This is a genomic window from Mycobacterium celatum (assembly GCF_002101595.1).
Taxonomy (GTDB): Bacteria; Actinomycetota; Actinomycetes; order Mycobacteriales; family Mycobacteriaceae; genus Mycobacterium; species Mycobacterium celatum.
The window spans coordinates 89299-103674 of record NZ_LQOM01000040.1 but is presented as its reverse complement, the minus strand read 5'-3'; the positions used below and the strand labels follow the sequence as shown (position 1 = coordinate 103674).

12 protein-coding genes are annotated in these 14376 nt (G+C 65.1%); 7 read left to right on the top strand and 5 right to left on the bottom strand.

Features of this window, described 5'->3' with window-relative positions; genetic code table 11:
* The first annotated feature begins 467 nt into the window (after positions 1 to 467).
* From AWB95_RS18315 to AWB95_RS18285, 7 genes are all read left to right on the top strand, one after another.
* Positions 468 to 1154 (top strand): TetR/AcrR family transcriptional regulator, encoded by a 687-nt coding sequence (locus AWB95_RS18315; protein WP_062538812.1) that lies wholly within the window; start codon positions 468 to 470, stop codon positions 1152 to 1154.
* A gap of 5 nt (positions 1155 to 1159) precedes the next feature.
* Positions 1160 to 1648, top strand: a complete 489-nt coding sequence (locus tag AWB95_RS18310) for an SRPBCC family protein (RefSeq protein ID WP_084706956.1) — start codon at positions 1160 to 1162, stop codon at positions 1646 to 1648.
* A 99-nt stretch (positions 1649 to 1747) separates the two neighbouring features.
* Positions 1748 to 3151, top strand: coding sequence for a flavin monoamine oxidase family protein (locus tag AWB95_RS18305; RefSeq protein WP_062538810.1), 1404 nt, complete (start codon positions 1748 to 1750; stop codon positions 3149 to 3151).
* A gap of 84 nt (positions 3152 to 3235) precedes the next feature.
* A complete protein-coding gene (locus tag AWB95_RS18300; protein WP_062538809.1) occupies positions 3236 to 3670 on the top strand; it encodes an SRPBCC family protein in 435 nt (144 codons plus the stop codon).
* Positions 3671 to 3735: 65 nt separating this feature from the next.
* Complete coding sequence (locus AWB95_RS18295; RefSeq protein ID WP_062538808.1) at positions 3736 to 4593, top strand: SDR family oxidoreductase; 858 nt, start codon at positions 3736 to 3738, stop codon at positions 4591 to 4593.
* A gap of 76 nt (positions 4594 to 4669) precedes the next feature.
* Entirely contained in the window at positions 4670 to 7456 is a 2787-nt protein-coding gene (locus AWB95_RS18290) for an aminotransferase class I/II-fold pyridoxal phosphate-dependent enzyme (protein WP_062538807.1), read from the top strand.
* Between the two features lie 6 nt (positions 7457 to 7462).
* Entirely contained in the window at positions 7463 to 8860 is a 1398-nt protein-coding gene (locus AWB95_RS18285; RefSeq protein WP_062538806.1) for an NAD(P)/FAD-dependent oxidoreductase, read from the top strand.
* 86 nt (positions 8861 to 8946) lie between these two features.
* Here the strand turns inward: AWB95_RS18285 and AWB95_RS18280 are convergent, their stop codons facing one another.
* From AWB95_RS18280 to purT, 5 genes are all read right to left on the bottom strand, one after another.
* Positions 8947 to 10071, bottom strand: a complete 1125-nt coding sequence (locus AWB95_RS18280; RefSeq protein ID WP_062538805.1) for a glycoside hydrolase 5 family protein — start codon at positions 10069 to 10071, stop codon at positions 8947 to 8949.
* A gap of 120 nt (positions 10072 to 10191) precedes the next feature.
* Entirely contained in the window at positions 10192 to 11337 is a 1146-nt protein-coding gene (locus AWB95_RS18275; protein ID WP_062538804.1) for a glycoside hydrolase 5 family protein, read from the bottom strand.
* A gap of 78 nt (positions 11338 to 11415) precedes the next feature.
* Positions 11416 to 12642, bottom strand: a complete 1227-nt coding sequence (locus tag AWB95_RS18270) for an O-succinylhomoserine sulfhydrylase (protein WP_062538803.1) — start codon at positions 12640 to 12642, stop codon at positions 11416 to 11418.
* A complete protein-coding gene (locus AWB95_RS18265) occupies positions 12639 to 13052 on the bottom strand; it encodes a rhodanese-like domain-containing protein (RefSeq protein WP_062538802.1) in 414 nt (137 codons plus the stop codon). Before AWB95_RS18265 ends, AWB95_RS18270 begins: the two co-directional genes overlap by 4 nt.
* A gap of 14 nt (positions 13053 to 13066) precedes the next feature.
* Positions 13067 to 14347, bottom strand: coding sequence for a formate-dependent phosphoribosylglycinamide formyltransferase (gene purT, locus AWB95_RS18260; protein WP_085168488.1), 1281 nt, complete (start codon positions 14345 to 14347; stop codon positions 13067 to 13069).
* Positions 14348 to 14376: the final 29 nt, after the last annotated feature.

Here is a 14376-nt window from a genome sequence, read left to right as displayed (position 1 = left end):
AACCTGTGGGCTGGTGAGCTTTTAGTTTTCGGCGATCTGTGATCCGGCGGTTTCGTAGTCGGTCGTTCCCCCGGGTCGGGTGTGATGGAGATCCTCACCTACATTGCGCTAGCCGCGCCGTTCACAGCCTGTCAAAGAGTTGCAGCGGCTATGTTCTGTGGTGGTGTCCCAGAAGCGGTGTAATTGCGTCTTGACGTCGGTTCCGCTCACTTGCGCGTGAGTTTACGCGATGTGAAAGTCCCATCTGGCTGACGTCGTCGTCGCGCTGCTGTAACAGACCTCGACCATGTCGTAGGCAATCACTCGAAAGCTTGGTGCCAGCGTCGTCTTGCAGCTTTTCGGGGCTCTGACCGGCGCGGCAAATGCTTGCGCCTCCATTTTCGTGCGGATGCGGTTTTGCTTTGGGCGGGTGATCACCGCGAGGGCTGTCCTTGACCATGATTGCCTAACACAGTTAAGATCACCTTATGCCATTAGGCGATCCGAGTCAGGATCGGAGGGCGGCCCGGCATCAGGCCACCAAGCTGGAGATCATCGACGCTGCCTGGGAGGTGGCCAGGGAAAGGGGTTTGGCAGGGCTGACGCTGGGTGATGTGGCGGCCCGTGTCGGGATGCGGGTGCCGTCTTTGTACACCTACTTTGCCTCGAAGAACGCGATCTACGATGCGATGTTCGCTCAAGGCAACGAGGAGTTCCTTGAGTTCATTAAACTGCGAACCGCCGAACTGCCGCACGGGGCCCGGGATCGGTTGCGGGCCGGCTTTCGCATTTTCTTTGACTTCTGCACCTCGGACCCGGTCCGCTACCTGCTGCTGTTTCAACGCACCATCCCCGGATTCGAGCCGTCAGAAGCCTCGTATGCCAAGGCGATCGAGGTGCTCGAAATCTTTGGCACGAACCTGGCTTCCGCGGGTCTTGCACTGGATCAGGCCGACGAGGACCTGTTGACCGCGGTCAGCTCTGGGCTGGTCGACCAGCAGATCGCCAACGACCCCGGCGGGGATCGCTGGGGCCGGCTCGTCGAGGAGGTCGCCGACATGGCCTACGACCACTTGATGCGCAAGAAGAGGAAAAGCGCTCGTCGTGATGGCCATCGGTCGGTTTCCGATCGGCTGAGGGGCCACAACGAAAGTCGGAGATCACGACGGAGGTGAGGGCAATGAGCAGTGCCCGTAGCGGCGAAGTGAAACTGCGTATGAACGCGCCGCCGCAAAAAGTCTGGCAGGTCTTATCCGATTTGGAGCGCATGGGGGAATGGAGCCCAGAGTGTTACCGGGTGCGCTGGCTTGACGGCGCCAGCTCGCCGGCCAAAGAAGGAGCCCGGTTCAAGGGCTATAACCGGTGGCGGCGGTGGCTGCGCTGGACGATGACCTGTCAGGTGATGACCGTAGACCCCGGGCGGGAGCTGTCTTGGTCGACGGTACGGGGCGGCAAAGAGATCGTGCGCTGGAGCTACCGGCTGGTGCCGACCAACGGTGGCACAGAGGTCACCGAGTCGTTCGACGCCAAGAGTTGGCCACCCGATGTGCGCCTGTTTGAGGACTATGTGATGCGGAATCGTAATGAGGGGCGCGAGCGGGCAATGCGCACCACCCTGGAGCGGATCAAGGCCGCGGTGGAAGCCGAGCCGCAGACTCAACGCCGGTAGATGAGGCGTGGTCGCAATCCCGTTGGTCAAAAACCCGAAGTCGCCGAGGAATGCGACGACTTCGCTTCGGTTCGGGCCCAACAGCTTCGTGAAAAGGCTATGACACAGCCTGATTTCGATGTGGCGGTGGTGGGCGCTGGAGTCGCGGGCCTGGTCGCGGCCCGCGATCTGGTGCGCGGCGGTTACCGAGTCGCGGTGCTGGAAGCCCGCGACCGGGTGGGTGGTCGGCTGCTCAACGCGGCGCTGCCCGATGGTGCGCCCATCGAGGCCGGTGGGCAGTGGGTCGGCCCCGGCCACACCCGGATCTTGAATCTGATCGCCGAGCTTGGGCTTTCACTGTTTCCCACCTTCACCGATGGTTGGCACGTGCTCGAGCTAAATGGTCGGAGGGTGACCTACAGCGGGCGCATCCCGCGCCTGAATCCGGTGGTGCTCGCCGATATCGGTTACGGTTCATGGCGGCTACAACGCCTCGGGCGCAGGCTGTCGGCGCCCGGCGATGCCGTCGGTGACCGAGCGGCCGCCTTGGATGGTCAGACGTTTGCCACCTGGATCGGTGGGCACGCCCACACCAGAGGTGGGCGCGAGTTCCTGCGGCTTGTCACTCGCGCCATTTTTGCGGCCGAACCCGAAGACCTCTCGGCGCTGTGGGCCTGCTCCTACCTCGCCGCCAACGGCGGACTGGAGGCGATGATCAGCACTCGGGGCGGGGCGCTGCAGGACCGCATCGTCGGCGGGTCGCAGCGGATCGCTCTGAGCCTGGCGGCCGAATTGGGCGACACGATCCATCTGAACTGTCCTGCGACCGACGTGGATTGGGATGACGACAGCGTCCGAATTCGGTGTGCCAATTCGACCACTCTGTCGGCGCGACAAGCCATCTTCGCAATCCCGCCGGTGCTCAGTGGGCGCATCCGCTACAACCCCGCGTTGCCCGCAGATCGTGACCAACTGACCCAGCGGATGCCGATGGGCCGGGTGATCAAGACCAACGTCGTTTACGACGAGCCGTTCTGGCGCGGCGATGGCTTTAGCGGCCAAGCCAGCTCCAACCGCCGAGCGGCTGGGACCGTCTTGGACAACACCCCCGCCAGTGGATGCCCCGGGGTGCTGGTGGTCTTCGTGGCGGCACGCTACGCTGATGCGGCGGCCCGGCTCTCACATCACGATCGCCGAGCCCGAGTGCTGAGCGATTTGGCCGCGTACTTCGGGCCCACGGCCACAAAACCCATCGGCTACATCGAACACGACTGGGCGGCCGAACAATACACTCGCGGGTGCTACGCCGCGTTTACTGCGCCCTCGACGCTGAGCCGGTACGCGGCGGCGCTGCGCGCACCGGTGGGACCGCTGCATTGGGCCGGCAGTGAAACAGCTCGATGCGCAACCGGCTCCATCGACGGCGCGGTTGAATCTGGACAGCGCTCCGCCGGTGAGGTCATCAAGGTTCTCCAGCGCTGCCGCGAGCGCACCGGCGCGCAGAACTCGACCGGTCGAACGTAAGGTCGGCGCGCGCTCATCGAAGGGACGGATCATGACGGCGGACAACCGGATACCGGCAGCGCGTATCGGCAGCATGGACTGCGGATGATTGAGTTCACCCTGACCCGGACCTCCACGGCGCCGATCGAGACCGTGTTCGACGCCATGACCGACCACCGCGGGATCGCCGACTACATGTGGGCATGCCGGCGCAGCACGCTCGATCGTGAGGGAACCCCCGCACCAAACGGTGTCGGCGCGATCAGACGTCTGGTGGTGATCGGACCCCCATTCGTCGAGGAGATCATCGAGTATGAGCGACCCACCCGCTACGCGTACAGGATGCTCTCAGGCGCACCGACACGGAATCACATCGGCACGATCCAGCTGCGTGAAGCAGACAGAGGGACCGAGGTCAGCTGGCATTTACGGTCAACGATGAAGATCCCCGGTGTTGACCGGCTGATGCTGCCCCTGTTCAGGAAGGTCATCGACGAACTCCTCAAGGGCGGCATCACCGCCGCCGAACGCCGCGCCTGAACACGCTCGCGCCGCAATCGGCAGGCTCTTCCGCACAGAACTTGACACCTGTAAAGTCCGTCGCCATGGACAACATCAGGGGTAAGACCGTCGTCATCACCGGTGCTGCCCGCGGGATCGGGTACGCGACGGCCAAGGCGCTGCTGGCGCGCGGCGCGCGGGTGGTCATCGGCGACCGCGACGTCGACGTCCTCGAGCAGGCCGTCAAGGACATCAGCGGCCTGGGCTCGGTGTCGGGTCATCCGCTCGACGTCACCGACCGCGAATCGTTTGCCGCGTTCCTCGACAAGGCCCGCGCCGACGGCGGCGGACACATCGACGTGCTGATCAACAACGCCGGCGTGATGCCGGTCGGGCCGTTCCTGGAGCTCTCGCAGGATGCCATCCGCTCGTCGATCGAGGTGAACTTCTACGGCGTGCTCACCGGTTGTCAGCTGGTGCTGCCCGAGATGGTGAAGCGCCGCAGCGGGCACATCGTCAACATCGCCTCGATGGCCGGAATCGTGGCGGTGCCGGGCCAGGTGGTCTACGCCGGCACCAAGTTCGCGGTCGTCGGGCTCACCTCCGCGATGGCCGACGAATTCGCCTCACAGGGCGTCGACGTCACCGCTGTGCTGCCGACATTCACCAACACCGAGCTGATTTCGGGCACCCACACCACGGCCGCGACCAAGCCGGTGCAGCCCGAGGATGTCGCCGCGGCGATCGTCAAAGTCCTCGACAAACCGAAAGCCCAAGTGTCCGTTCCGGGTTCGTCACGGGTCATCGGCATGCTGACGCTGCTGTTGCCGGCGCGGAGCCGTCGCTGGCTGGGCAAGAAGGCGGGCACCGACACGGTTTTCCTCAACGTCGACACCACCGCGCGGGCGGCTTATGAGAACCGTGCCCAACACGCGACCGGCGTCGTCGAGCACAAGGACTGAGTCCCGCAAAACCCAACCTGAACTGCGGCATCGGCCTAGCCTGGTGGCATAGCGACCATCGGGGTGGAGGCTTGAGATGGCTGACGTAATTCCGCATGCCTACAACACCGCGTGGCAGTTCCGCGCCGATGCCTGGTGCCGGCTCGAAGAGGCGAGCAGGCGGCTCGCGATCACCGCGGCGCGCGGCAACGATCTCACCGAGTTGACCGGTCTGGTCGAGGGGCTGCTGGCGCAATTGCGGCCGTTCGAACGGTACTGGGCCTTCCCCGGCATCCACGTTTTCGGGCAGACGCTGCGACTCTTCACCACCGGTGCCTACGAGGCGTTCGGCAGGGCGGTCTCGAAGATCAACCGGGCGCTGGTCACCGAGTCGTACCGCAGCGGCCTGCTGACATCGCCGCTCGAGAGCGAGACCGACGCACTCGGCCCCGACGAGGGCGCCCTCGAGGTGCTCGGCTTGCACCGGTCCGCCCGCCCGTACTTCGAGTTGCTGATCGTGGCGACGATGACCGAGGCGCAGGAACGCGCGCTGCGCAACGAGATTCACGCCCGTCGTCGGCCGGACGACGCGTTCGTCTACGAAATCGTGGTGGTCGGCAGCGGCGACGAGGCGGTGATCGCCGCGCGGCTCAACGCGAGCGTGCAGGCATGCGCGATCACCCGGCGGTTCGCTCATCGCTCACGCCGCGACCTGTCGTCGCTGTCGCACTTCGTGGACGCACACATCGCCGAGGATCTGGCCGAGCATTCGCCCGAGGAGCGGGCCGCGATCCTGGCCCAGGCCATCAAGGACAGCCGGCCCGAGATCGACCTGTACCTGATCACCGAGCTCGAGGTGGAGGACGTCGCCGCCCGGCTCGGCCACCACTTCCGGCGGGTCTTCCACGGCGGCGAGGCCGGGCTCGACCAGCACCTGTCCCTGTTGGAGGGGATCGCCGCGCGCTATCGCACGCCGTTCTTCTCGGCGCTGCGCGAATACAGCCACCGCCCGACCGGGGTGTTCCACGCGCTGCCGATCTCGCAGGGCAAGTCGATCGTCGGCTCGCACTGGATCACCGACATGATCGACTTCTACGGGCTGGAAGTGTTCCTGGCCGAAACCTCAGCCACGTGCGGCGGGCTCGACTCGCTGCTGGAGCCCACCGGGCCACTGCGGGAGGCACAGGCGCAGGCCGCCCGCACCTTCGGGTCCAAGCACACCTACTTCGTCACCAACGGCACCTCGACCGCCAACAAGATCGTCGAACAGGCGCTGGTGGCTCCCGGTGACATCGTGCTGGTGGACCGCAACTGCCACCAGTCGCACCACTACGGGCTGATGATGGCCGGCGCCCAGGTCACCTATTTGGACGCGTATCCGCTCAACCAGTATTCGATGTACGGCGCGGTTCCGTTGCGCGAGATCAAATCCCGGCTGCTGGCGCTGCGCGCCGCCGGAAAGCTGGACCGCGTCAAGGTGTTGACGCTGACCAACTGCACGTTCGACGGCATCGTCTACGACGTCGAGCGGGTGATGGAGGAATGCCTGGCGATCAAGCCGGACCTCGTATTCCTTTGGGACGAAGCATGGTTCGCGTTCGCCCGGTTCCATCACGTGTACCGCAGACGCACCGCCATGCACGCGGCGCGGATGATCCGTGAGCGGCTGCGCTCACCGGAGCATCGTAAGGCCTACCTGGATTACGCCGAGAAGATGGCCGGCGCCGACGACGAGACGCTGCTGAACACCCGCCTGCTGCCCGACCCGGCCAGCGCGCGGGTACGGGTGTACGCGACGCAGTCCACGCACAAGACGCTGACTTCGCTGCGGCAGGGGTCGATGATCCATGTCTACGACCAGGATTTCGACCAGAAGGTCGAAGAGCCCTTCCACGAGGCCTACATGGCGCACACGTCGACCTCGCCGAACTACCAGGTGCTCGCCTCCCTGGATATCGGGCGACGCCAGGCGGACCTGGAAGGCGTGGAGCTGGTGCAAAAGCAGGTGGAGAACGCCATGCAGCTGCGCGACGCGATCGACAAGCACCCGCTGCTGAGTAAGTACATGCATTGCCTGTCGACGGGCGAAATGATCCCGGCGGAGTTCCGGCCATCCGGTCTGGACCAGCCGCTGCGCACCGGTCTGCGCAACATGGCCACCGCGTGGGAGCAGGACGAGTTCGTGCTCGACCCAAGCCGCATCACGCTCTACATCGCCGGCACCGGAATCGACGGCGACACCTTCAAACGCACCGAGCTGATGGACCGTTACGGCGTGCAGATCAACAAGACGTCGCGCAACACCGTGCTGTTCATGACCAACATCGGAACCACCCGCAGCTCGGTGGCCTACCTGGTGGAGGTTCTGGTCAAGCTGGCCCAGGAGCTCGACGACCGGATCGCCGACATGAGTTTGACCGACCGCGCTCATCACGAGCGGGCAGTGCTGCGGCTGACCAGTCCGTCGGCGCCCTTGCCGGACTTCAGCGGATTCCATTCGTGTTTCACCGAACACTACGACGGCAACGAATCCACTCCCGACGGCGATGTCCGGCGGGCGTTCTACCTCGGCTACGACGACACGTTCTGCGAGTATCTTTCCGGCGACGAGGTCGAGGAGCGGATGGAGTCCGGGCAACAGGTGGTCTCGGCCACGTTCGTCACCCCGTATCCGCCGGGATTCCCGATTCTGGTGCCCGGACAAGTCTTCAGCCGGCAGATCCTGGCGTTCATTCGCGCGCTGGACACCCGCGAAATACATGGATACAAGCCGCATCTGGGCTTCCGGGTGTTCACGGCCAAGGCGATGGAGATGGCCGAGGCCAATGTGCGCCCGTGGAGCCGCCTGGGCAAGGCCAGCGCTGCAGCCGCCGAAATCGCCTGAGAGAGGATGAATATGCCGACTGCCGACCAGCCTTATCGCGTCGTCATCATCGGGTCGGGGTTCGGTGGCCTGGCCGCGGCCAAGGCGCTCAAGCGGGCCGACGTCGACGTCACGCTGATCTCGAAAACGACCAGCCACCTGTTCCAGCCGCTGCTGTATCAGGTGGCCACCGGCATCTTGTCCGAAGGAGAGATCGCTCCGACCACCCGACTGGTCTTACGGAAGCAGAAGAACGTCCGGGTGATACTGGGCGACGTCGAGGCGATCGACCTGCAGGCAAACACCGTCACGTCGCGTCTGATGACCGCTCACACGGTGACCCCCTTCGACAGCCTCATCGTGGCCGCCGGTGCTCAGCAGTCTTATTTCGGCAACGATCATTTCGCCACCTACGCGCCCGGCATGAAAACCATCGACGATGCCCTTGAGTTGCGCGGCCGTATCCTCGGCGCGTTCGAGGCGGCGGAGGTCGCGACGGATCACGCCGAGCGCGAACGCCGCCTGACCTTCGTCGTCATCGGCGCCGGGCCCACCGGCGTCGAATTGGCCGGCCAGATCGCCGAACTCGCCGAGCGCACCCTGGCCGGGGCATTCCGCACCATCGACCCGAGCGAGTGCCTGGTGATCCTGCTCGACGCGGCGCCGGCCGTGCTGCCGCCGATGGGCGAGAAGCTGGGCGCCAAAGCACAACGGCGGCTTGAAAAGATGGGCGTCGAGATCCAGCTCAACGCAATGGTGACGAACGTCGACTACCGCGGCATCACGGTCAAGGACAAGGACGGCGGCGAGCGCCGTATCGACTGCGCCTGCAAGGTGTGGTCGGCCGGCGTGCAGGCCAGCCCGCTCGGCATGATGATTGCCGAGCAGTCCGACGGCACCAAAGTCGACCGCGCGGGAAGGGTTGTGGTGGAGCCCGACCTGACGGTCAAGGGTCACCCGTACGTCTTCGTCGTCGGCGATCTGATGGCCGTGCCCGGTGTCCCCGGGATGGCGCAAGGCGCGATCCAGGGCGCGCACTACGCGACAAAATGCATCAAACGCGCGCTCAAGGGTCACGACGATCCGGCGACACGCAAGCCGTTCGAGTACTTCGACAAAGGCAGCATGGCCACGGTATCGCGATTCAGCGCCGTCGCGCAGGTCGGCAAGATCGAATTCGGTGGCTTCATTGCCTGGCTCGCCTGGCTGGTGCTGCACCTCTACTACCTGGTCGGCCACAAGAACCGTTTCACCACCGTCATTGCCTGGTTCATCACATTCCTCGGGCACAGTCGCGGCCAGATGGCCATCACAAGCCAGATGATCTACGCCAGGCAGGCAATGCAACAGCTGCAGGCAGGACAGCAGGGAGCTCTGGCGGCCGCCGAAGAAGCCGAGGAAGCCGAGCAGGAGGCGGCCGGCTAGCTCCCACTTCCTCGAGTGGGAAGTTAGCGCACGCTAATCGCGAAAAAGCGTGCGATAACTGGCCATTCGACGCCAGTGCCGACCGGCTACATGGCAACCAGTCGTTGAATCGTTTGCATCTCGCCGTCGGCAAAAGGTCGTCCGTCCGGACGCAGCAGGTCATGAAACCACACCTTCGGTACTGCTGCGTATGGGTGATCCCATGAGTCCCAAGGCAAATACGTCTGCGTCTTGCCGGCGACAAACCCCCAATTGATCGCACCAACGTTGCGCCGCTTGGCGACTGGCAGGACGCCGTCGACGGTGCTGCCCCGGGAGCGGGCCATGTATTCGGTGCACAGCATCGGCCGCCCCTGCGGGGCAAGCTCGTCGATCCTGGACTCGAATGCCGCGGGTTGGTCATAGCAGTGGAACGTGATCACGTCGGAGTTGTCCAGCTGAATGCTACTGATTGCGCTGCGGCTTGCCGGATCTCCCCACTCGCCGTTCCACACGCCACTGGTCAACGGCTGAGCGGGATTGACCGAACGAGCCCAGCCGAACACCTGCGGAAGCAGATTGGCGACAAGTTCGATCTTGTCGCTCCGTTCCACCGAGCGGTACTCCCGTGCCGGATTGTCGGGTTCATTCCAGAGATCCCAACCCAAAATTCGGTCGTCGTTGCGGAATTGGCTCAGCACCCCCGTGACGTAGTCCTGCATCACCGGGATGTAGCGCCGGTCGCCGAGTCGTTCCGCGCCGGGGCTTTGCACCCACCCCGAGTTGTGCACGCCGGGCTTCGGTGCGCGCTGCGGGCCGGATCTGGGGTGCGGATCCCAGCAGGAGTCGAACAAGACGAAAAGCGGTTTGATCCGGTGGCGCGCCGCGATCCCGACAAACTGCGCGAGACGCGTTTGGAAGCCCCGGCGGTCCTGTGCCCAGAGTTGATCGTGCAGGAACACGCGCATCGTATTGAGGCCATGTTGCCGGGCCACAGCGAGTTCGGCAGCGATGCGACGGGGATCGAAGGTGCCGGCCTGAAACATCTCCAACTGATTGATCGCGGTGGAGGGCACGTAGTTTGCGCCGACGAGCCAACCCTGCGCTTGATACCAGCGATTGGCACGGTCCACGGACCACCGGCTTGGCTCCGCGGCGATACGCGGCGTTGGTGTCAATGCTGTTCCTGCTGCGATGAGTAGCGGTAGCTTCAGGACCGTTCGACGGTACACGAAGTGACCATAAGTTGCCCCAGGCAACGGACCCGGTATTTGCTGTGCGCGTCGCGCTTAATTGTTACGCGGCGACCCGTTGCGCCCGGCTCCGCCGCGCTTGCGATCGTCGACGAATTGTTATCTCGGCGTCATCGGCGTGCGCGATGACGCGACGAGGCCACGGATCGTTTGTATCTCGCTGTTCTGGTAGGGCCGCCCATCGGGCAGTAGCAGGTCGTGGAACCATACCTTCGGCATCGCGCTGTAGGGATGATCCCAGGAATCCCATGGGAAGTAGGTCTGGGTCTTGCCTGTGACCAGGCCCCAGTTGAGCGCGGCGACATTGCGCCGCTTGGCAATCGGCAAGATTCCGTCAATCGTGCTGCCGCGAGTGCGAGCCATGTACTCGGTGCACAGGATCGGCCGGCCCAGCGGGGAAAGCTCGGCAATCCGGCTTTCGAAGAGCACCGGTTCGTCATAGCAATGGAAACTGACCACGTCAGAGTGCTCCAGTTGTATGGCACTGATTGCGCTGCGACGCATCGGGTCTGCCCAGTTGCCGTCCCACACGGCACTCGTCAATGGTTGACGCGGATCGACCTCGCGGGCCCACCGGAACACCCGGGGAAGCAGATCTGCGACAAGCTCCTGCTTGTTTGTCAGCTCGACATCGCGATACACGAGCGCGGGATTGTCGGGTTCATTCCACAGATCCCAACCCAAAACGCGGTCGTCGTCGCGGAATTGGGCCAACACGCCCGTGACGTAGTCGTGCAGCCCGCGGGTGCGCCCGTCGTTGAGGCGCTCGGCGCCCGGGCTTTGCACCCACCCCGAGTTGTGCACGCCCGGCCTCGGCGCGCGCTGCCGACCGGCTTTGGGCAGCGGATCCCAACAGGAGTCGAACAAGACGAAGAGCGGTTTGATACGGTGGCGCGCCGCGATTCCCACAAACTGGGACAGACGTCGTTGAAAGCCACGACGATCCTGTGCAAAGAGCTGGTCGTGCAGAAACACCCGCACCGTGTTCAACCCGCACCGCCGAGCCCAGCCCAACTCGGTGTCGATGCGGCGCGGATCGAAGCTGTCGGGCGCAAACATCTCGAGCTGATTGATGGCGTTCGAGGTGATGTAGTTGGCGCCGACAAGCCAACCCTGAGCTTGATACCAGCTATTGGCACGGTCCACCGACCACCGGCCTGCCTCCGCGGCGGCGCGGGGTGCGCGGGCCAGCGCAGTACCTGCGGCCATCAGCAACGGCAGCTTCAGGATGCTGCGACGATCCACAGACCAGCCCCCTTTCCGGGTGCTGACTTGATTATTCACCGATTGGCGACCGTCCGCTGGCGAAAATCGTTACGGGACTTAGCTCAATGCCCGATCGAGGTCGGCGATCAGGTCTTCGGTATCCTCCAGCCCGACGGAGATCCGGACCACGCCGTCGCCCAGGCCGATCGCCGCTCGTCCTTCCGGACCCATCGCCCGGTGTGTGGTGGTCGCCGGGTGGGTGACAAGCGATTTCGCGTCGCCGAGGTTGTTCGAGATGTCGATCAGCTGCAGCTTGTCCAGCACGTCGAACGCCCGCTGCTTGGCCGCACTTTCCGGGGCGTCGAGTTCGAAGGTCACCACGGTGCCCCCACCGGACATCTGCCGCTTGGCCAGATCGTGCTGCGGGTGCGACGGCAAGAACGGGTAGCGCACCCAACGCACCGCAGGATGCCCCTCCAGGAACTCGGCGACACGCTGTGCCGAGGAATTGGCGTGCTCGACCCGAACAGCCAGCGTCTCAAGGCCTTTCAACAAGATCCAGGCGTTGAAGGCACTGATCGCGGGGCCGGTGTGACGCATCAGTTTCTGCACCGGACCGTCGATGTATTCCTTGTCGCCGAGGATCGCCCCGCCCAACACCCGGCCCTGCCCGTCGAGGTGCTTGGTTCCCGAGTACACCACCACGTCGACGCCGAGCGGGAAGCCCTGCTGCAGCAGTGGTGTGGCGAACACGTTGTCCAGCACCACTTTTGCCCCGGCAGCATGCGACATCTCGACCACGGCGGCGATGTCGACCAGCGACTGCATCGGGTTCGACGGCGTCTCGAAGAAGACCGCCGCAGTGGGCACCGACAGCGCCTGCTCCCACTGCGACAGGTCATCGCCGTCGACGAAAACCGTCTCGATTCCCCAGCGCGGCAGGATCTCGTTGCACACCACGAAGCACGAGCCGAACAGGCTGCGCGCGGCGACCAACCGGTCGCCCGCACCCAACAATGCGCCCAGCGAAGTGAACACCGCCGCCATGCCGCTGGCGGTGGCGAACGCCGCCGGCGCCCCCTCGATCAGCCGCAGCCGTTCCTCGAACATCGTGATGGTCGGATTGCCGTAGCGGGAGTAGACGTAGCGGTCCACCTCGCCGGTGAACGCTTTCTCGGCGGCCGCCGCTGACTCGTAGACGTATCCGGACGCCAAATACATTGCCTCGGCGGTCTCTTCGAACTGCGACCGCAAGATTCCACCACGCACACCGATGGTGGCCGGGCCGACGCCGTCAGGCAGCGGAGGGGGAACCCGGATCGAACGCTCGTCGTCGGCGCTCATGACTGTCTCCAGGGCAAACCGATTGCCCGCCAACCGGTCGCGCCGCGATGACCCGCCTCATCGAGGTGTCCTTCGAAGCCGTCCAGCACGTTGTAGGACGGGGTGATGCCCGCCTCGGTGGCAGCCTCGGCGGCACCGATCGAGCGGTTGCCCGAGCGGCACAGGAACACCACCGGCCGGTCGTCGCGCGGCGGGACCCGTTCCAGCAGTTCGTCGACGAAGTTCTCGTTGCGGGTGCCGTCGGCGCGGTTCCACTCGATGTACACCACGTCACGACCAAGGCCGGACAGGTCGGGCACGCCGACGAAACGCCACTCGGCGTCGGTGCGAACGTCGACCAGCACCGCGTCGCGGTTCTCGCTGAGCAGCTCCCATGCCTGCTGCGGCGTGATATCTCCTGCGTACGTCATTTCGCGTGAGTCTCTCACGACTGCCACACCTTCCGCAGAGCGGTCGCCACCTGCTTGGCCCGCTCACGCGCCGTCGGCACGTCCACAGCGGTGACGACGGCCGCCCCCAGCCGGCGCCGCTCGTCGGACTGGTGACGCCCGAAAATCCGTACGTCGCTTTCCGGCACGGCCAGCGCCTCACTTAGCGCGCCGCCGATCGGGCCGGTGTTGTCGGCGCCGGTGTCGATGGCCTCGTGGCTGGAGTAGAGCACCTGGGCGGCGGCCGGCGAGATCATGATGGTGTCGGTGGGCAGGCCCAGGATCGAGCGGGCCTGCAGCTCGAACTCCGAAAGCCGCTGGCTGCGCAGCGTTACCACGCCGTTCTCGTACGGCCGCGTGCTGACATCGCAGAAGTAGACCTCGTCGCCGCGGATCATCAGCTCGACCCCGAACACGCCCCGGCCGCCGAGCGCTTTGACGATGCGCGCGGCGATCGACTTGGCAATGTCCAGTGCGGCGCGGCTCATCGGTTGCGGCTGCCAGGATTCCAATGCCCCGCCGGTGACTTGGCCGTGTCCGATCGGCGAACAGAATTCCACCACCGGGCCTTTCGGTCCGTCACTGCGCACCGTGAGCAGAGTCACATGAAAATCCACCTCGACGACGGACTCGGCCATCACCCGCTTGGGGGCCAGCGGGCCGCCGGCCGACACCGCGGTCCGCCATGCCGACTCCAGATCGAACGGCCCGTAGATCACCGACTCGCCGTCGCCGGCCGGCACCACCGGCTGGATCCGCAGCGGGTGACCGGCGTGCTCGGCCACCGCGCGGAGTTCCTCGACCGAACCGGCGAACCAGAACGGCGCGGTGGGCAGCCCGAGCTCGTCGGCGGCCAACCGGCGCAGGCCCTCCCGGTCGGCGGTGAGCCGGGCGGCGCGGGCCGTCGGAAACACCTGCGCGAACCCGGTTTCTGCAGCGGCCGTCAACGCATCGGCGGCCACCACGTCGGTCACCGTCACCACATAGTTGGGCTGCAACCGGCCGATGACCGATGCCAACTCGTCGGTGTCGGTCAACCGGACCACCACCGACTGGTCGGCAACCCGGTGCGCGGGAGCGTCGGCGTACCGCTCGGCCGCGATCACCTCGGCGCCGAGTCGCTGAAAGGCGATCGCCAGTTCCCGGCTGAACTCCCCCGCCCCCAGCAGCATCACCGTGGTGCGCTGAGTGTCGTCGTCGGAAGACTGTTCGTGCTTTCCGTGGGCCGGCTCGTCGGTGATGCCCTCGGGCGCGTGTCCGCCATCTTCCTCAGTCATTGGCCCAAGGATAGGCGCCGAAAGCAGCT